At 72.3% G+C, this 15,947-nt stretch carries 20 protein-coding genes; 10 read left to right on the top strand and 10 right to left on the bottom strand.

All coding sequences use genetic code 11. The features are described 5' to 3' along the window. Nucleotides 1-31: 31 nt before the first annotated feature. Nucleotides 32-967 (bottom strand): aldo/keto reductase, encoded by a 936-nt coding sequence (locus tag AB0J66_RS01175; protein ID WP_364654623.1) that lies wholly within the window; start codon nucleotides 965-967, stop codon nucleotides 32-34. Nucleotides 968-1,095: 128 nt separating this feature from the next. Between AB0J66_RS01175 and AB0J66_RS01170 the strand changes: the two genes are divergently transcribed. Beyond that, nucleotides 1,096-1,929 carry a helix-turn-helix transcriptional regulator gene (locus AB0J66_RS01170; RefSeq protein WP_364654622.1) on the top strand — a complete coding sequence of 278 codons (834 nt, stop codon included), beginning with the start codon at nucleotides 1,096-1,098 and terminating at the stop codon, nucleotides 1,927-1,929. On the opposite strand, the gene AB0J66_RS01165 is transcribed toward AB0J66_RS01170, so the two are convergent. Beyond that, on the bottom strand, nucleotides 1,926-2,360 hold the full coding sequence (locus tag AB0J66_RS01165) for a MarR family winged helix-turn-helix transcriptional regulator (RefSeq protein WP_364654620.1): 435 nt from the start codon (nucleotides 2,358-2,360) through the stop codon (nucleotides 1,926-1,928). The two genes, AB0J66_RS01170 and AB0J66_RS01165, sit on opposite strands and share 4 nt — an antisense overlap. A 64-nt stretch (nucleotides 2,361-2,424) precedes the next feature. Here AB0J66_RS01165 and AB0J66_RS01160 point away from each other — a divergent pair, with 64 nt between their 5' ends. The 3 genes from AB0J66_RS01160 (at nucleotide 2,425) to AB0J66_RS01150 (ending at nucleotide 3,921) form a co-directional block, all read left to right on the top strand. After that, nucleotides 2,425-2,781 (top strand): VOC family protein, encoded by a 357-nt coding sequence (locus AB0J66_RS01160; RefSeq protein ID WP_364654619.1) that lies wholly within the window; start codon nucleotides 2,425-2,427, stop codon nucleotides 2,779-2,781. Between the two features lie 2 nt (nucleotides 2,782-2,783). Further along, nucleotides 2,784-3,605: a hypothetical protein gene (locus AB0J66_RS01155; protein ID WP_364654617.1), complete on the top strand. Its 822-nt coding sequence runs from the start codon at nucleotides 2,784-2,786 to the stop codon at nucleotides 3,603-3,605. A gap of 115 nt (nucleotides 3,606-3,720) precedes the next feature. Further along, nucleotides 3,721-3,921, top strand: a complete 201-nt coding sequence (locus AB0J66_RS01150; RefSeq protein ID WP_364654615.1) for a GNAT family protein — start codon at nucleotides 3,721-3,723, stop codon at nucleotides 3,919-3,921. Here the strand turns inward: AB0J66_RS01150 and AB0J66_RS01145 are convergent. After that, nucleotides 3,876-4,217 (bottom strand): cyclic-phosphate processing receiver domain-containing protein, encoded by a 342-nt coding sequence (locus AB0J66_RS01145; protein ID WP_364654613.1) that lies wholly within the window; start codon nucleotides 4,215-4,217, stop codon nucleotides 3,876-3,878. The two genes, AB0J66_RS01150 and AB0J66_RS01145, sit on opposite strands and share 46 nt — an antisense overlap. A 61-nt stretch (nucleotides 4,218-4,278) precedes the next feature. On the opposite strand from AB0J66_RS01145, the gene AB0J66_RS01140 reads away from it, so the two are divergent. Continuing rightward, nucleotides 4,279-4,497, top strand: coding sequence for a DivIVA domain-containing protein (locus AB0J66_RS01140; RefSeq protein ID WP_364654612.1), 219 nt, complete (start codon nucleotides 4,279-4,281; stop codon nucleotides 4,495-4,497). A gap of 5 nt (nucleotides 4,498-4,502) precedes the next feature. Next, a complete protein-coding gene (locus tag AB0J66_RS01135; protein ID WP_364654610.1) occupies nucleotides 4,503-5,366 on the top strand; it encodes an NADP-dependent oxidoreductase in 864 nt (287 codons plus the stop codon). On the opposite strand, the gene AB0J66_RS01130 is transcribed toward AB0J66_RS01135, so the two are convergent. From AB0J66_RS01130 to AB0J66_RS01110, 5 genes are read right to left on the bottom strand one after another with little or no spacing between them, the layout of a single operon-like run. After that, entirely contained in the window at nucleotides 5,361-6,110 is a 750-nt protein-coding gene (locus AB0J66_RS01130; RefSeq protein ID WP_364654608.1) for an SDR family oxidoreductase, read from the bottom strand. The genes AB0J66_RS01135 and AB0J66_RS01130 overlap by 6 nt on opposite strands. Nucleotides 6,111-6,122: 12 nt before the next feature. Continuing rightward, complete coding sequence (locus AB0J66_RS01125) at nucleotides 6,123-7,112, bottom strand: alcohol dehydrogenase catalytic domain-containing protein (protein WP_364654606.1); 990 nt, start codon at nucleotides 7,110-7,112, stop codon at nucleotides 6,123-6,125. Then, the gene (locus AB0J66_RS01120; RefSeq protein WP_364654605.1) at nucleotides 7,112-7,972 is read right to left on the bottom strand and encodes a fumarylacetoacetate hydrolase family protein; all 861 of its coding nucleotides are present in this window, start codon (nucleotides 7,970-7,972) and stop codon (nucleotides 7,112-7,114) included. The genes AB0J66_RS01125 and AB0J66_RS01120 overlap by 1 nt, the downstream gene beginning before the upstream one ends. A gap of 10 nt (nucleotides 7,973-7,982) precedes the next feature. Next, complete coding sequence (locus AB0J66_RS01115; RefSeq protein WP_364654604.1) at nucleotides 7,983-8,813, bottom strand: SMP-30/gluconolactonase/LRE family protein; 831 nt, start codon at nucleotides 8,811-8,813, stop codon at nucleotides 7,983-7,985. Continuing rightward, on the bottom strand, nucleotides 8,810-9,577 hold the full coding sequence (locus tag AB0J66_RS01110; protein WP_364654602.1) for an IclR family transcriptional regulator: 768 nt from the start codon (nucleotides 9,575-9,577) through the stop codon (nucleotides 8,810-8,812). Before AB0J66_RS01110 ends, AB0J66_RS01115 begins: the two co-directional genes overlap by 4 nt. Before the next feature lie 79 nt (nucleotides 9,578-9,656). Here AB0J66_RS01110 and AB0J66_RS01105 point away from each other — a divergent pair, with 79 nt between their 5' ends. Both AB0J66_RS01105 and AB0J66_RS01100 read left to right on the top strand, forming a co-directional pair. Further along, nucleotides 9,657-11,363 carry an IlvD/Edd family dehydratase gene (locus AB0J66_RS01105; RefSeq protein ID WP_364654601.1) on the top strand — a complete coding sequence of 569 codons (1,707 nt, stop codon included), beginning with the start codon at nucleotides 9,657-9,659 and terminating at the stop codon, nucleotides 11,361-11,363. Continuing rightward, nucleotides 11,350-12,039 (top strand): SDR family NAD(P)-dependent oxidoreductase, encoded by a 690-nt coding sequence (locus tag AB0J66_RS01100; RefSeq protein WP_364654600.1) that lies wholly within the window; start codon nucleotides 11,350-11,352, stop codon nucleotides 12,037-12,039. Before AB0J66_RS01105 ends, AB0J66_RS01100 begins: the two co-directional genes overlap by 14 nt. Here AB0J66_RS01100 and AB0J66_RS01095 read toward each other — a convergent pair. Continuing rightward, a complete protein-coding gene (locus tag AB0J66_RS01095; protein WP_364654597.1) occupies nucleotides 12,033-12,734 on the bottom strand; it encodes a TetR family transcriptional regulator in 702 nt (233 codons plus the stop codon). The two genes, AB0J66_RS01100 and AB0J66_RS01095, sit on opposite strands and share 7 nt — an antisense overlap. Before the next feature lie 73 nt (nucleotides 12,735-12,807). Between AB0J66_RS01095 and AB0J66_RS01090 the strand changes: the two genes are divergently transcribed. Beyond that, nucleotides 12,808-13,932, top strand: coding sequence for an NAD(P)/FAD-dependent oxidoreductase (locus AB0J66_RS01090; protein ID WP_364654595.1), 1,125 nt, complete (start codon nucleotides 12,808-12,810; stop codon nucleotides 13,930-13,932). Nucleotides 13,933-13,935: 3 nt separating this feature from the next. Here the strand turns inward: AB0J66_RS01090 and AB0J66_RS01085 are convergent, their stop codons facing one another. Further along, on the bottom strand, nucleotides 13,936-14,880 hold the full coding sequence (locus AB0J66_RS01085) for an inositol-3-phosphate synthase (protein WP_364654594.1): 945 nt from the start codon (nucleotides 14,878-14,880) through the stop codon (nucleotides 13,936-13,938). Nucleotides 14,881-15,054: 174 nt separating this feature from the next. Between AB0J66_RS01085 and AB0J66_RS01080 the strand changes: the two genes are divergently transcribed. Beyond that, on the top strand, nucleotides 15,055-15,927 hold the full coding sequence (locus tag AB0J66_RS01080; RefSeq protein WP_364654592.1) for an alpha/beta hydrolase: 873 nt from the start codon (nucleotides 15,055-15,057) through the stop codon (nucleotides 15,925-15,927). Nucleotides 15,928-15,947 lie beyond the last annotated feature (20 nt).

Below are 15,947 nucleotides of genomic sequence, written 5' to 3'. Positions count from 1 at the left end.
TAAGCCAGCCAGGTTTGTGTGGCTTGTGCGGTTAGTTCCCCACGCCGAGGCTCGACATGGCGAAGGCCGGGTAGCGGTCACCGCGGGCCGAGCCCCTCGGCACCGCCCTCTCGATCGCGGCCAGATCTTCGGCGGTGAGCGTGATGTCCAGGGCCGGGAGCGCCTCGGCCAGCCGCGTCCGCGTCCGCGCCCCGACCAGCGGGATGATGTCGTCGCCCTGCGCTGCTACCCAGGCGATGACCAGCTGCGCGACCGTGCAACCCTTGGCCTCGGCGACCCGCCGCAGCTGCTCGACGAGCGCCAGGTTGTGCTCGACGTTGCCCGCCTCGAACCGCGGGCCGCGCACGCCCCGTCCGGCGCTCCAATGCCCGGAGATCAGGCCTCGGCCCAGGACGCCGTACGCGGTGAGGCCGATCCCGAGCTCACGGAGCGTAGGCAGAATTTCGGGCTCGACCGCACGGGAAAGCACCGAGTACTCCATCTGCAGATCGGCGATCGGGTGCACGGCGTGCGCCCGCCGAATGGTTTCCGCATCGACCTCGGACAACCCGATCTGCCGTACGTAACCAGCCTGAACCATCTCCTGGATGGCCCCGACGGTCTCCTCGATCGGCACGGCCGGGTCGAGCCGGGCCGGCCGGTAGATGTCGACGTGATCCGTGCCGAGACGGGTCAGCGAATAGGCCAGGAAGTTCTTCACCGCCTCGGGCCGGGCATCCTGCGGCCCGAAGATCGGGCCCGGCCCGCGCATCTGCCCGAATTTGACGCTCAGCCGGTAACTCTCCCGGTCACGGCCGCGCAGCGCCTCGTTCAGCAGGAGCTCGTTGTGGCCCATGCCGTAGAAGTCGCCCGTGTCGATGAGCGTGATTCCCGCGTCCAGCGCGGCGTGCACGGTGGCGATGCTTTCGTCGCGGTCGGCCTCGCCGTACGGCCCGCCCGACATACCCATGGCGCCCAGACCCAGCATTGTTTTCTCCTTCGTTTCCGGTACGCCACTGAGCTTGCGCGCCTTTCACCTCGTACGGCATCGGAGCCTTTATCGTGGGAGAGCCGCTCCCTGGCTGCCGGCAACCTGCGCGCGCGACCATGGGTCTCATGGAACGAGAGCAACTGGCCGACTTCCTGCGCCGCCGCCGCGAGGCGATCCGCCCGGCCGAGGTCGGCATCACCGACGGGCCGCGCCGCCGGACGGCCGGGCTGCGCCGCGAGGAGGTGGCCATGCTCGCCGGCATGTCGGTCGACTACGTCGTGCGGCTGGAGCAGGGCCGCAGCAGCCAGCCCTCCACGCAGCTGCTGACCGCGCTGGCCCGGGCCCTGCGGCTCTCCGACGACGAGCGCACGCACCTGTTCCACCTGGCCGGCCACCAGCCGCCGCCCGCCGACGGGGTGGCCCGGCTGGCCCGGGCCGGTCTGCTGCGCCTGCTCGACCTGCTCGGCGACACGCCCGCGATGGTGCTCTCCGACCTCGGCGAGGTGCTCGCCCAGAACAGGATGAGCCAGCTCATGGTGGGCGATCTGACGCGCTTCACCGGCGACGAGCGCTACACGACGTACCGCTGGTTCGCCGTGCCCGGGACCCGCGCCACCCATCCCGCCGCCGATCAGGACCGCCACTCCCGTCAGATCGTGGCCGACCTGCGCGCCGTCGCCGGCCGCCGCGCCGGCGACCCCGAGGTCGAGCGGCTGGTCGCCCGCCTGCGCGCCGCCAGCGGCGAGTTCCGCGACCTGTGGGACCAGCACGAGGTGGGCGTACGCCGGATGGACCGCAAGACCCTGACCCACCCGCGCGTCGGCGAGCTGGTGATGGACTGCGAAACCCTGGTCACCCCCGACCTGGGTCAGGAGCTGGTGGTCCTCACACCGGCCGACGCCGAGACCCGCGAGCGGTTGTCCCTGCTGCGCGTCCTCGGCGTGGAGGAGTTCGCCTAGTTCAGGGCCTCGGCGCACGCCGCGAGGTCGTCGACGAGCCGCCGGAGCGCCTCCGGGCCGAAGCTCGCGGTCATCCGCCGCTCGACCGCCGCCACGATGGCGCTGGCCTCGATCAGGATCGCCCGGCCGGCCTCCGTGAGCTCGGTCGGCAGCGCCCGGCCCTGCGGCGCGCTGGCCGCCCGGGCCAGCAGGCCGCGCTCCTCCAGCCCGAGCAGCAGGGCGTGCATCGACTGCCGGGTGACGAAGACCGCGCGCGCCAACTCGGCCGCGGACAGCCCCGGTCGCTGCCCCAGGACTTCCAGGCAGGAGTACTGCGAGACGGTCAGCTCCAGCGGCCGCAGCCCCGCCTCCATCGCCACCCGCAGCGCCGTCGCGGCCTGCTTCAGCGCATAGCCGACCGAGTGATCGAGATCCCCCACGCCTTGCGTCATGTCAGCATCCTGACATACGCTCGTGCATGTCAGGAAACTGACATACCTACGGAGGGACTCTCTCATGCCGGTCACCGGACCCGACTTCATCGCCCTGCAGGTACGCGACGTCGACGCCGCCGCTTCCTTCTACGAGACCCGCCTCGGCCTGCGCCGCGCCCCCGGCCCGCCGAACGCGGTCGTCTTCGCCACCAGCCCCATCGCCTTCGCCCTGCGCACGCCACTGCCCGGCGCCGACATCACCCGTCCCGGCGACGGCGTGGCCCTGTGGATGCTCACCGACGACGCCCAGGCGCTGCACGACGAACTGGCCGCGGCCGGCGTCCCGATCGTCTCCGAACCCGTCGACGGCCCCTTCGGGCGTACGTTCACCTTCCGCGACCCCGACGGCTACGCCGTCACCATCCACGACAAGGCGTGACCATGAAGCAGCTGACCACCGCGGCCGACGTGCTCGGCCCCTGGTCCCTGGCCATCTCCCGGGCCTTCTGGGAAGGGTTCAAGCCGGCCGCCCTGGCCGATCAGCCCGACGGCGCCGAGTTGCGCACGGTGTTCCTGGTCGACCACGACTGGAGCGTGGCCTCGGCCACCGTCCGCCAGGACGGCGGCACCGCCCACATCACCGTGCGCGGCCCCGGCGACCTCGAAGCGGCCACCGCCCAGGTCGCGCGCTTCCTTGCCCTCGACATCGACGCCCGCGAGTGGCCGGCCGTCGGCGACCGCGACCCGGTCATCGCCGCCGCCCAGAAGGCCATGCCCGGCCTGCGGCCGTGCGGCTTCCACTCGCCGTACGAGGCGGCGGCCTGGGCGGTCCTGACCCAGCGGGTCCGCATGACCCAGGCCGCGCAGACGCGGGCGTCCCTGCTCGAGAACGGCGCCTTCCCCGCGCCGCACCGGCTCCGCACGCTCGACCTGGACCTGTTCGGCCGCCAGACCGAGTACCTGCACGCCGTGGCCGAGGCCGCCCTGGACGGCGTGCTCGACGGCGCCCGCCTGCGCGCCCTCGAGCTGACCGAGGCCGTCGCCCAGGTCCGCCAGATCACCGGCCTCGGCCCCTTCGCCGCCGAGTTGACCGTCCTGCGCGGCGCCAACCACCCCGACGGCATCCCCCACCACGAACGCCGCCTCGACAACGAGATCACCGCCCATTACGGCTCCGCCGCCACCCGCGACCAGGTCAGCCAGGCCTGGCGCCCCTTCCGCACCTGGGCCGCCTTCCACCTACGCGCCCAGGCCGCGACGTGACCGTACGCCTGCGGGCCGTCGAGGACAGTGATCTCGATGTGCTCTTCGCTCACCAGGCCGATCCCGAGGCGGCCGCGATGGCGGCGTTCCCGCGCTCGGGCTGCTCCTGGCCGAGGTGCCGATCCGGCCGCTGTACGCCTACGCCGCCGCGCACAACGCCGGCTCGATCCGGGTTCTGGAGAAGTGCGGCTTCCGCCGGGACCGCACCCTGGAGACGCCCGAGCCCGGCGACGGGGTCGAGGAACTCGCTTTCGTGCTTGCCGGCGGCGGTCAGTACGCGACGTGCGGCGAGCCGGGCACCGAACGGACCGGATAGTTCCAGCGCTCCAACGCCTGCCGGATCTTCACCACGCCCGGCGGGTTGGCCGAGTGGATGTAGACGATCCCGATGTCGAAGGGCCGGCCGTCGAAGGCGGCCCGCTCCAGCAACTCGACGACCGGCCAGATGGTGTCCTCGCCGCCCAGGTCGTGGTCGAGCCACAGCTCGTCGATCCGCCGTCCGCGGAGCTCGTCGAGCAGGGTGACGCCGGCCGCGCTGGTCCGGGCCAGCTCCGCCGGCCGGCCGTCGGCGAAGGAGCGCAGGTCGTCGATCAGCACGACAACGGCGTTCATGCGGAGATGGTGCCACACCGGACGGTTACTAAAGGTGGTGGATCCGCGTAGATTGGCGGGCATGTCTCGGGACTTTGTGGTGGTGCTGCGCGGGTACGACCGGGTCGAGGTGGAGCGGGTGGTGTCGCTGGCCGAGGCGGCGCTGGCGTCCGGCAACGAGGTGTCGCGGGCGGCGGCGCGGACGGCGATCGGTGAAGCGCAGTTCACGGTGCGGCTTCGGGGGTACGACCGCGGCGAGGTCGACCAGGAGCTGGCCCGACTGCGTCAGGTTCTGGGGTAACGGCCATGCGTGTCGTGGAGGTCAGCGCGCTGGGTGGGCCCGAGGTCCTGCGGGTGGCCGAGCGGCCCGATCCGGTTCCGGGTGAGGGGCAGGTGCTCGTACGGGTGCTGGCCGCCACCGTGAATCCGGCGGACATCGCGGCCCGGGTCGGGCGGATTCCGGGTGGGCCGGTGCCGCCGCCGTTCCTGCTCGGGTGGGATGTGGCGGGCGAGGTGGTCGGCGGCAGCGATGACCTCGCGGCGGGCACCCTTGTCGTGGGCATGATTCCGTGGCATCTGACGCGCGGGGCGACCGGCGCCTACGCCGAGCTTGTCGCGGTCGATGCCGACTCGGTGGTGCCGCTGCCGGACGGGCTGGATCCCGTGGTGGCGGCGACGATTCCGCTCAACGGGCTCACCGCGTACCGCGCGCTGGACGTCATGGAGCTGACCGGGCCGACCACGATCCTGGTCACCGGGGCCAGCGGCGGCGTGGGTGGTTTCGGGGCCCAGCTGGCGTTGCGGCGCGGCCACATGGTGCTGGCGTGCGCGACCCACGACGACGAGGAGTGGGTGCGCGGGCTGGGTGTCCACAGTGTCATTCCGCGCGGGGCCGAGTTGGACCGGCCGGTGCCGGCGGTGCTCGACGCCATCCCCCTCGGCGGGATCAAGGGCGACGTGGTCGTGGCGACCCGCCCGATCGACGACGACAACCACACGCTCGTGCTCGTCGAGCCGGACCGGGCGGCGCTGCTCGAGCTGGTGGCGGGCGTCGCCGACGGGACGCTCAAGACGCGGGTGTGTGAGACCTTCCCGCTCGAAGCGGCGGCCGAGGCGCACCGCCGCTTCGAAAGTGGCGGGGTCAGGGGCAAGCTCGTACTGACGCTATGAGCGCGGCCGCAGCCTGAGCCCCTGCATGCCGCCGTCCACGGCCAACGCGACGCCGGTGGTGGCCGAGGCCGACGGGCTCGCCAGGTAGGCGATCGCGGCGGCCACCTCGTCCACGGAGACCAGGCGGCCGGTCGGCTGCCGGGCCTCCAGGGCGGCCCGCTCGGCGGCGGGGTCGTCGGCCTTCTCGAGCAGGCGCCCGACCCACGGGGTGTCGGCGGTGCCCGGGTTCACGCAGTTGACCCGGATGCCCTCGGCCAGGTGGTCGGCCGCCATGGCCAGCGTCAGCGACTGCACGGCCCCCTTGGTCGCCGAGTAGAGGGCGCGTTGCGGCAGGCCCGCGGTGGCGGCGATCGAGCAGACGTTGACGATCGCGGCGTGCGCGGAGCGTCGCAGGAACGGCAGGGCGGCCCGGGACGTACGGACCATGCCCTGGACGTTGACGTCGAAGACGCGCCGCCACTCCGCGTCGTCGTTGTCCTCGACCGTGCCCTGGGCGCCGATGCCGGCGTTGTTGACGACGATGTCGAGGCCGCCGAACTCGGCCACGGCCGCTTCCACGGCGGAGCGGACGGACGCGTCGTCGCTCACGTCGGCCCGCAGGCCCAGCAGCGGCTTGTCGACGCCGGGGTTCAGGTCGAGGCAGGCCACCCGGGCGCCCCGCCCGGCCAGCAGCGTGGCGGTGGCCAGGCCGATGCCGGACGCGCCGCCGGTCACGATGGCGGTCAGGCCCTGGAAGTCAGACATGCGAGAGACCTTTCAACGTCGCGGATCCACAAGAACCTTCGGGCCGCCGTCGTAGCGGCGCCGCCCCTCGAAAACTTCGACGATGTCCGCCAGGCCGACCGTGGCGGCCACCAGCGGCCCCGGGTCGACCGCCCCGGAGGCGTACGCCTCGATGGCGCCGGGCAGCCCGGCCGAGGCGCCCAGGATGCCGACCGCGGTGACGTCCTTGAGCACGATCGTGCGGGTGTCGACGGTGCTCGGTGTGGACGACAATCCGATGTAGACGACGCGCCGGCCCGGCTCGACCAGGTGCAGCGCCAGCGCGGGCGAGGTGGTGGCGTGGGTGGCGTCGATGACCGCGTCCCACGGCCCGTCCGGCAGGGTCTCCCGGGTCCACACGTTCGTGAAGTCCAGCGCCCGCGCGCCCGGCAGGCCCATCAGATGCACCTCGGCGCCCCGGGCCCGCGCGAACAGGGCGGCCAGGAGCCCGATCGTCCCCGTGCCCAGCACCAGCAACCGGTCGCCCTCGGCCAGACCGGCGGCGAGGACACTGCGCAGCGCGTTGCCACCCGGCTCGACCATCGCCCCGGCCTCGACGCCGACCGAGGCGGGCAGCGCGTGCAGGAACCGGGCCGGGTAGGCCAGTTGCTCGGCCAGCGCGCCCGGCAGACCGCGGATCCCGAGCTCCCGCAACGATTCGCAGACCCAGTGCGGCCCGCGCAGGCAGCGCCGGCAGCGCCCGCAGCCGATCATCGTGTCGCCGGTGACCCGCCGGCCCAGCCACGACGGGTCGACGCCGTCGCCGAGCGCGGTCACCACGCCGCACCACTCGTGGCCGGGCCGGATCGGGTACGACGACTCGCCCGTCTCCAGGTAGCTCATCGCTCCGGTGAACAGCTCGACGTCGGTGCCGCAGACACCGACCCGGTCGACGTCGATGACCACCTGGCCGGGCTCGGCGACCGGCGGCGGGACCTGTTCGACCGAGGCCTGGCCGGGCCCGGTGAAGACGAGGGCCCGCATCAGCGGGGGCCCACCACGTTCTGCCGGGCGGTGCCGAGCCCGGCGATGCCGAGCTCCATGACGTCGCCGGGCTTCAGGTACGTGGGCGGTTTCATGCCGAGGCCGACGCCGGGCGGGGTGCCGGTGTTGATGAGGTCGCCCGGCTCGAGCACGAGGAACTGGGACAGGTAGTGCACGATGAAGTACGGGTCGAAGATCATCGTCCGCGTGTTGCCGGTCTGCCGCCGGACCCCGCTGACGTCCAGGAACATGTCGAGGTTCCGTACGTCCGGGATCTCGTCCGGGGTGACCAGCCACGGACCGGCCGGGTTGAACGTCTCGGCCGACTTGCCCTTGGACCACTGGCCGCCGCGCTCCTGCTGGAACTCGCGCTCGGACACGTCGTTGACCAGCACGTAGCCGGCGATGGCGTCCCGGGCCTGCTCGGGCGAGTCCAGATAGGACGTCCGGGAGCCGATGACGATGCCGAGCTCGACCTCCCAGTCCGTCTTCACGGAGCCACGCGGGATCCGTACGTCGTCGTCGGGACCGATCAGGGTGTTGGGCGACTTGGTGAACAGGATCGGCTCGCTCGGCACATCCGCGCCGGTCTCGGCCGCGTGGTCGCTGTAGTTGAGGCCGATGCACAGGATCTGGTGGGGACGGGCGATGGGCGCGCCGATCCGTACGTCACCGAAGGGCAGCACGTCGCCGGTGGCGACCCGCTCGGCCACCGGCCCGGCCAGGCTCGCGATCCCGTCCGCCCCGAAGAACCGCTCGTCGAAGTCGGCGGTCAGGTCGGACACGTCGACGTAGTGACCCTCGTCGACGCGGACGACAGGCTTCTCGGCGCCGGCGGCGCCGATACGCATGAGTTGCACGGGATTCCCTTCAGTGGTGCCAGTACGGCGTGTGCAGGCCGACAGCGCCGACCCGCGCGGTGAACAGCGGCCCCTCGGCCGCCGTGATGACGAGAACGTCGAGGTTCGGGCCGGCGAAGGCGACGCTGGTCGTCTTGGGCGCGGCCACGTCGACGACGGCGAGCAGCTCGCCGCGGGGCGTGAAGCAGCGGACCTCGCCGCGCTCGTGCACGGCGATCCACAGGTTGCCGTCGCTGTCGACGCAGAGCCCGTCCGGCAGCCCGTCGGTGACCCGGAACAGCTCGCTGCGCGGGCCGCCCGGATAGTCACGGACGTGGATGACGCCGGGGATCGAGTCGATGCTGTAGAGCCGGTCGCCGGACGGGCTCCAGGCCAGCCCGTTCGACAGCGTCAGATCGTCGTCGAGAACGGTGACGTCGCTGCCGTCCCAGCGCAGCAGCCGCTCCCGGCCCTGCCGGTCGTCCAGCGCCATGCTGCCGACCAGGTAGCGCCCCTGCGGGTCGACGGCGCCGTCGTTGAGCCGGCTGCCCTCCGACTCGACCAGGCGCACGAGCCGTTCGCGGCTGCCGTCCGGGCGGACCCAGGTCAGGTCGTGCCGCTCGGCCACCAGCAGATCGCCCCCACGGGCCACCGCGACCGCGCACGCCAGATCGCCGAACTCCCAGGTGTCGGTCACCCGCACCGCGTCCGTGTCCCGATCGAGCCGGCCCGCGCAGACCAGGCCGGCCTCGATGTCGACCCACAAGAGCCGGTTCCGGTCACGGTCCCAGAGGGGTCCTTCGCCCAGGCTGTACGACTGTGAGGTCGCCGGGCGGGCCTCGAAACGCGCTGTGCTGCTCATGTGGGGTCCTCGACGATGGCTTTGATGGTCGGCACATCCTCGATGAGCCGGTCGAGCGGTGTGCGGTAGGCGAGGGCGCTGACGCTCACAGCGCCGCTGGGCTCGGACGGCGAGTTCAGGAAGACGGGCACCGCCAGACAGTTCACGCCGGCCTCGTTCTCCTGGTTGTCGACGCCGAACCCGCGCTCCCGGGTGCGCGCCAACTCGGCGTACAACTCCTCGGCGGAGCCGATGGAGGTCGGGGTGGGCGTGGTCAGGGCGGTTTCGCCGATCCAGTCACGCACCTGTTGCACACTGCGGAGAATGCCGGAGAGGAGCAGCTTGCCGACGGCGGTGGTGTGGGCCGGGTTGCGGCCGCCGACGACCGAGGAGAGGCGGACGGCGCCGGTGGGCGGGTCGAGTTTCGAGCGGTAGACGACCCAGCGGCCGTCGAGGGTGGCGTAGTGGGCGGTCTCGCCGTAGCGCTCGCTGAGGGCGCGCAGCACGGGCACGACCCGGACGTGGTCGGGCCGGGCCTCGTGGTGGGCGAAGGCGAGGCGCAGGAACTCGTCGCCCAGCACGTACCGGCCGTGGCCGTCCTGGGCGGCGAAACCGGCCCGGCGCAGCGAGGCCAGCGCGCGGTGCACGGTCGGCTTGGGGCTGGCCATGACGCGGGCCATCTCGTCGAGACCGACGCCGTCGGCGTGCCGGGCCAGCTCGGCCAGGACGGCGAGCACGCGGTCGGCGCCGACCAGCCGGGCGTCCGCGTCCTGCGTCTCGGTCATGTTCCGGATATTAGACCGATGTTCCGTCATTGTGAAAGAGGTCTTCTGTATTGACCACCGGGAGGGTTAGAGTCCGGCCATGCGTAGCGCTGAGTGGTACGGCGGCAACGACCGCAACAGCTACATCCACCGGGCCTGGATGCGGCGCGGGCTGCCGGCCGATGCTTTCGACGGGCGGCCGCACATCGCGATCGCCAACACCGCGTCCGATCTGACGCCGTGCAACGCGCACCTCAACGAGGTCGCGCGCAGCGTCTCCGACGGCATCTATCAAGCGGGTGGCATCGCCCTCAATCTGCCGGTGGTGTCGCTCGGCGAGACGCAGGTGCGCCCGACGGCGATGCTGTGGCGCAACATGGCGGCGATGGCCATCGAGGAGATGCTGCGGGCCAATCCGATCGACGGGGTGGTGCTGCTCGGCGGCTGCGACAAGACCATTCCGTCGCTGCTGATGGCCGCGTCGTCGGTCGATCTGCCGGCCGTGGTCGTGCCGGGCGGGCCGATGCTGACGGGCACGTTCCGGGGCGTGCCGCTGGGGTGTGGCACCGACGTCTGGAAACTGTCGGAGGAAGTGCGCGCGGGCACGCTGAGCGCGGCCGAGTTCACCCGGTCGGAATCGTCGATGATCCGCAGCAAGGGCCACTGCAACACCATGGGTACGGCGTCGACGATGGGCCTGCTCGCGGAGGTGCTCGGCATGACCCTGCCGGGGATCGCCGGGACGCCCGCGCCGGACAGCCGCCTGCTGGAGATGTCGCACGAAACCGGTGTGCTGATCGTCGAGATGGTGCAGAAGGAACGGCGGCCGTCGACGATTCTGAGCCGCGGATCGTTCCTGAACGCGATCGTGGCGCTGGCCGCGCTCGGCGGCTCGACCAACGCGGTGGTGCATCTGCTGGCCATCGCCGGGCGGCTCGGCATCGAATTGTCGCAGGACGATTTCGACGCGGTCGGCTCGGAGGTGCCGCTGCTGGTCGACCTGCTGCCGGCCGGACGGTTCCTGATGGACGACTTCTACCGCGCGGGCGGGCTGCACGCGGTGCTCACCGAGATCCGTGACCTGCTCGACCCGGCGGCGCTGACCGTGACCGGGCGGCCGTTGGCCGACTATTTGGAATCGGCCCTCGTGTACGACCGCGAAGTGATCCGCGCGCGCGAGGAACCGCTGATTCCGGCCGCGGGCATCGCGGTTCTCTACGGGAACCTGGCGCCCGACGGAGCGGTCATCAAACCGGCCGCGGCGTCGCCGGAACTCCTCCAGCACCGCGGCCCGGCGGTGGTCTTCGACTCGGTGGAGGATCTGCACGCCCGGCTCGACGACCCGGATCTGGACGTGACGGCCGACTCCGTGCTGGTGCTGCGGGGCTGCGGCCCCAAGGGCTATCCGGGCATGCCCGAGGTGGCGAACATGCCGCTGCCGGCGAAACTGCTCGAGCTCGGCGTCCGCGACATGGTGCGCATCTGCGACGGGCGGATGAGCGGCACGGCGTACGGCACGGTGGTTCTGCACGTGGCGCCGGAGGCGGCGGCCGGTGGGCCGTTGTCGTTGGTGCGCACCGGGGACATCATCGTGCTGGACGTTCCGGCGCGGCAGTTGTACGTCGACATCCCGGAAGCGGAGCTGGCGGCGCGGGCACCCGATGCGGCCACGGTCGAGGCTTTCGCGCGGCCGCGCCGCGGGTGGGAGAAGCTGTACGTGGACACGGTCGGCCAGGCCAATACCGGGGCCGATCTGGACTTCCTGCTCGGGTCCAGCGGGGACAAGGTGTCGCGTGAGTCGCACTGAGCCGCGCCGGGCCGTCGTCACCGGCGGCATGAGCGGTCTCGGCGCGGCCGCCGCCGTTCGCTTGGCTGCCGATGGCATTGACGTCGTCACATGGGACATCGCGCCCGGCGCTGCCGATCCGGTCGACGTGACCGATGCGGATGCGGTCGCGACCGCCGCTGCGCAGATCGGGCCGGTCGACATTCTGGTCAACTCGGCCGGCATAGTCGGGCCGAACGGGCCGCTGTGGGAGCTCCCGCCGGACGGCTTCCGCCGGACCTTCGAGGTCAACGTGATCGGCACGGTCAACACCTGTCAGGCCTTCGTGCCCGGCATGATCGCGCGCGGCTGGGGCCGGATCGTGAACCTCGCGAGCATCGCCGGCAAGGACGGCAACCCGAACATGTCGCCCTACTCGGCCTCCAAGGCGGCGGTGATCGCCCTGACCAAGTCGCTCGGCAAGGAGCTGGCCACCACCGGCGTGCTGGCCAACGCCATCGCCCCGGCCGTCATCGAGACCCCGATGAACGCGGCCACCTCGCCCGAGGCCCTGGCCCACATCACCAGCCTGATCCCGATGAAGCGTACGGGCCAGGCCTCCGAGGTGGCCGAGCTGATCGCCTGGCTCGCCTCCGACAAGGTCTCCTTCTCCACCGGCGCCGTCTACGACATCAGCGGCGGCCGCGCCACCTACTGACCCCGCGACTGACGTGGCACGGCGCCGCGCAGCGCGGTGACGCCGGCCAGGATGAGGTCGATGCCGGCCAGGAACTGGTCGCGGTCGTCGTGGGCGGGCAGCTGGTCGGCCACGGCGCGGATGAACGGGAACTCGGCCGGGTCGAGCCGTGACCACTGGGAGGCGATCTCGCCGAGGAACTCGGGGCGGTTGGTGCCGGGCGCGACCGTGCGGGCCAGCGCGGCGTTCTGCCCGGCGACGCCCAGGATGTAGTTGAGCAGCGCCGACGCCCACGTGAACTGGTCGGCCAGCGGGACGCCGAGGGCCTGGATCTGGCGGCCGAGGCGCTCGAAGACGTGGACCATGGCCGGCTGCACCGGGACGCGGGCCAGTTGCGTACCGGCCCAGGGGTGTTCGTCGACGGCGTCGAAGACGCCCAGGGCCAGGGCCCGGATCGCGTCCTCGGGCGTGTGCTCGGCCGTCTCGGCCGCGATGGCGCCGGCCAGGACCTCCTCGGTGGCCGCGACCAGTAGCTCGTCCTTGTTGGCGACGTGCCAGTAGATCGCGCCGGCCCCGGTCCGCAGATGCGCCGAGAGCGCCCGGAAGGTCAGGCCGCCCTCGCCCGACTCGTCGAGCATCGCCACCGCGGCGGCCACGATGCGCTCCCGGGACAGCGCGTCCTCGCGCCGCTCTGTGTTCCGCGTCCTAGCTGGCATGCCCCCATCTTGACATGCCCGGAACGTTGTTCCAAGCTTGACTGGAACGACGTTCCAGAGAAAGGGTCCACTCATGTTCACGATCATCGGCGCCGGGCTCGGCGGCCTCACGCTCGCCCGCGTCCTGCACGTCCACGGCATCGCCGCCACCGTCTACGAGGCCGACGCCTCGGCCGCGGCGCGCACCCAGGGCGGCCAGCTCGACATCCACGAGCACAACGGCCAGCTGGCGCTGAAGGACGCCGGGCTGTACGAGGAATTCCGCGCCCTGGTCCACGAAGGGGCCGAGGCGCTGCGGATCGTCGCCGCCGACGGCACGGTGCTCTACGACGAACCCGACGACGGCGCCGGTCACCGGCCCGAGATCCTCCGCGGCGACCTGCGGCAGATGCTGCTCGACTCGCTCCCGGCCGGCACGGTCCGCTGGGGGCACAAGGTCAGCGCGATCCGCCCGCTCGGCGGCGGCCGGCACGAGCTCAGTTTCGCCGACGGCTCCACCGCGACGGCCGAGGTGCTCGTCGGGGCGGACGGCGCCTGGTCCCGCGTACGGCCGCTGGTCTCCCCCGCCCAGCCGGCGTACTACGGCACCTCGTTCGTCGAGACCTACCTCTACGACGCCGACGAGCGCCACCCGGCCGGCGCACGGGCGGTCGGCCCCGGCGCCCTGCTCGCGCCCGTGCCCGGCCAGGGCATCCAGGCCCACCGCGAGGCCCACGGCGTCCTGCACACGTACGTGTCCCTGACCCGGCCGCAGGAATGGTTCGCCGCCATCGACTTCACCGACGCCGCCGCGGCCACCGCCCGGATCGCCGAGGAGTTCGCCGGCTGGGCCCCCGAGCTCACCGCGCTGATCACCGACGGCGAGACCCCGCCCGTGCTGCGGCCCTTGTTCGCCCTGCCGATCGGCCACCGCTGGGAGCGGGTGCCGGGCGTGACCCTGCTCGGCGACGCCGCCCACCTGTCACCGCCCAACGGCGAGGGCGCCAACCTGGCCATGTACGACGGCGCCGAGCTGGCCAAGGCGATCGCCGCCCACCCGGGCGACGTCGAGGCCGCGCTCACCGAGTACGAGCGGGCGCTTTTCCCCCGCAGCGAGGAGGAAGCGGCCGAGGGCGCCCGCGACTTCGAGGTCATCTTCGGCGCTGAGACCCCGCAGAGCGTCCTCGACATGTTCACCGGCGCCCACCAGCCGTCCTGACCCTCAGACCGCGGCGCCCGGCGGCGACTTGAGATGCCCGGCCGCCTCCGCCACATAGCCGCCCCGCCCCGAACGCAGCGCGACCGCCGCCAGGCGGATCAGATCGATGTTCACACCGGCGGCGCCGCTCGGGTCGTGCACCCGCAGCCGCACGTCCAGACTCACCTCGGTCGCGCCCCAGCCCTGCGCCTCCAGGTTGAGGTGCGCGATCTTCTGCGACTTCAGGTGCGGCAGATAGCCCAGCGGCGCCACGGCGACCCGGTCGTCGGCGCCGAGCGCGTTCAGCTTGGACTGCTTCTTGGTGTCGGGGTGCTCGACCAGGTTGCGGAAGTCCTCGGTGCCACCCAGATTGACCTGGTACGAACTGGTCAGCGTGAGCCCGCGCTCGGCCAGCAGCCGCAGCAGGGCGCCGTGCAGCACCGAGACACCGAACTGGCTGGCCAGATCATCACCGATCAGCGGCAGACCGGCCTCCTCGAAACGCGTGAGCAACGACTGGTCCCGCGCGACCGGATCGGAGGTGGTGTTGATGAACGCGACGCCCGCTTCAAGGGCGGCCCGGGCGTACGCGTGCGCGATCGCCGGGCGGCCACTGGGGGCGGAGTAGAGCAGAACCTCCGCTCCGCTCAGCACTTGGGCCACCCGCTCGATCCCGCTCGGGTCGACCAGCCCGCGCTCCACCGTCACGCCGCCGGCGGCCAGCTCCGCCCCGAGCCGCGGAAAGTTGTTGGGCGGTTCGAATATCGCCTCGTGCAGATCCCGGCCGACCTTGGCCGCGGACATCGCGAACGCGGCGGTGAAGTCGATGTCCCCCACACCCAGCCCGCCGATCTCCGGCCGATGCAGGCCGACGAGACTGCCGGTCCGCCGATAGAAGTTGATTCCCTGCACCAGCGCCGAGGTGTTGTTCCCGACCCCGACCACCGCGACGCGCACCCTGTCGTCCATCGCGGGAGCGTATCGACAGCGGCTCCACCACGCCGCCCGATCACGGCCACGGTGACCGGCCCCGGCCACAGCCACGCAGATCGATCCGGCCGCTGCTGGCTGATCGACAGCGGTTCCCGCCGCCGGCCGGTCGCGGGGCCGGGCTGATGGCCGTGGGCGATTAGGCTGCGCGGCATGCCATCGGTGGAGTTCACGGACGGGCGCCGGGTAGCGGTGCGGCAGAGTGGCGATCCGGACGGGACGCCCGTGGTGTTCCACCATGGAACGCCCGCTTCGCGGCTCGCCGCCGGCCTGGTCGACGCGGAGGCAGAGCGGCACGGGGTCCGGCTGGTCGCTTTCGACCGGCCCGGCTACGCAGACGCACCCGTGACGCCGCCGGGTCTGGCCTCGGTCGGCGCCGACGCTTTGCGGATCGCGGACGCGCTGGGCATCGGCCAATTCGCCACCGCCGGCGTCTCCGGCGGCGGGCCGTACGCGCTGGCGACCGCCCTCGCCGATCCGGACCGGGTGACCCACGTCGCCGTTGCCGCGGGCATCGGGCCGTGGTCGCTCATCAACCCCGCCGACCTGGACGACCCGGAACGTGACCTGCTCGCCCTCGCCGAGGCCGGGCAGATCGACGAGGCGCTGGCCGGCTTCCGCACGATGCTCGCCGCCGACAACGGCCCCCTGCCCGACATCGACGACGACGACGCCCTGATCGCGGCCTTCCTGGACGGCGCCCCACCGGACGACTTCGCCTGGCTCGACGGCGGCAAGCGCCGCCTGTGGGCCGCCGACCTGCGCGCGGGCCTGCCCTCCCTCGACGGCTACGCCCGTGACAACGTCTCCTGGGGCGCCCGCTGGGACATCGACGTGTCAGCGATCCGCGTCCCCGTCCACCTCTATTACGGCGACCGGGACCGCCTGGTCACCCCGGCCAACGGCCACTGGCACGCCGAGCACATCCCCACCGCCACCATGACCTGGCTCCCCGGCGCCGGCCACGGCACCGCCAGCTACGGCCACTGGGACACGATGCTGAGCGAGCTCCCCGCCAGGGCCTAGACCGTGTCTTCAAAGGATCA

This window comes from Actinoplanes sp. NPDC049598, assembly GCF_040675435.1.
GTDB lineage: Bacteria > Actinomycetota > Actinomycetes > Mycobacteriales > Micromonosporaceae > Actinoplanes.
This window is presented reverse-complemented; position numbering and strand designations above follow the sequence as displayed.

Bases quoted from the DNA above. Each gene is read 5' to 3' on its own strand.
- AB0J66_RS01115 (WP_364654604.1), bottom strand. From the start codon at position 8,813: ATGAGCAGCACAGCGCGTTTCGAGGCCCGCCCGGCGACCTCACAGTCG.
- AB0J66_RS01090 (WP_364654595.1), top strand. From the start codon at position 12,808: ATGTTCACGATCATCGGCGCCGGGCTCGGCGGCCTCACGCTCGCCCGC.
- AB0J66_RS01155 (WP_364654617.1), top strand. From the start codon at position 2,784: ATGAAGCAGCTGACCACCGCGGCCGACGTGCTCGGCCCCTGGTCCCTG.
- AB0J66_RS01145 (WP_364654613.1), bottom strand. From the start codon at position 4,217: ATGAACGCCGTTGTCGTGCTGATCGACGACCTGCGCTCCTTCGCCGAC.
- AB0J66_RS01175 (WP_364654623.1), bottom strand. From the start codon at position 967: ATGCTGGGTCTGGGCGCCATGGGTATGTCGGGCGGGCCGTACGGCGAG.
- AB0J66_RS01130 (WP_364654608.1), bottom strand. From the start codon at position 6,110: ATGTCTGACTTCCAGGGCCTGACCGCCATCGTGACCGGCGGCGCGTCC.
- AB0J66_RS01160 (WP_364654619.1), top strand. From the start codon at position 2,425: ATGCCGGTCACCGGACCCGACTTCATCGCCCTGCAGGTACGCGACGTC.
- AB0J66_RS01135 (WP_364654610.1), top strand. From the start codon at position 4,503: ATGCGTGTCGTGGAGGTCAGCGCGCTGGGTGGGCCCGAGGTCCTGCGG.
- AB0J66_RS01105 (WP_364654601.1), top strand. From the start codon at position 9,657: ATGCGTAGCGCTGAGTGGTACGGCGGCAACGACCGCAACAGCTACATC.
- AB0J66_RS01095 (WP_364654597.1), bottom strand. From the start codon at position 12,734: ATGCCAGCTAGGACGCGGAACACAGAGCGGCGCGAGGACGCGCTGTCC.
- AB0J66_RS01170 (WP_364654622.1), top strand. From the start codon at position 1,096: ATGGAACGAGAGCAACTGGCCGACTTCCTGCGCCGCCGCCGCGAGGCG.
- AB0J66_RS01085 (WP_364654594.1), bottom strand. From the start codon at position 14,880: ATGGACGACAGGGTGCGCGTCGCGGTGGTCGGGGTCGGGAACAACACC.
- AB0J66_RS01140 (WP_364654612.1), top strand. From the start codon at position 4,279: ATGTCTCGGGACTTTGTGGTGGTGCTGCGCGGGTACGACCGGGTCGAG.
- AB0J66_RS01125 (WP_364654606.1), bottom strand. From the start codon at position 7,112: ATGCGGGCCCTCGTCTTCACCGGGCCCGGCCAGGCCTCGGTCGAACAG.
- AB0J66_RS01110 (WP_364654602.1), bottom strand. From the start codon at position 9,577: ATGACCGAGACGCAGGACGCGGACGCCCGGCTGGTCGGCGCCGACCGC.
- AB0J66_RS01165 (WP_364654620.1), bottom strand. From the start codon at position 2,360: ATGACGCAAGGCGTGGGGGATCTCGATCACTCGGTCGGCTATGCGCTG.
- AB0J66_RS01080 (WP_364654592.1), top strand. From the start codon at position 15,055: ATGCCATCGGTGGAGTTCACGGACGGGCGCCGGGTAGCGGTGCGGCAG.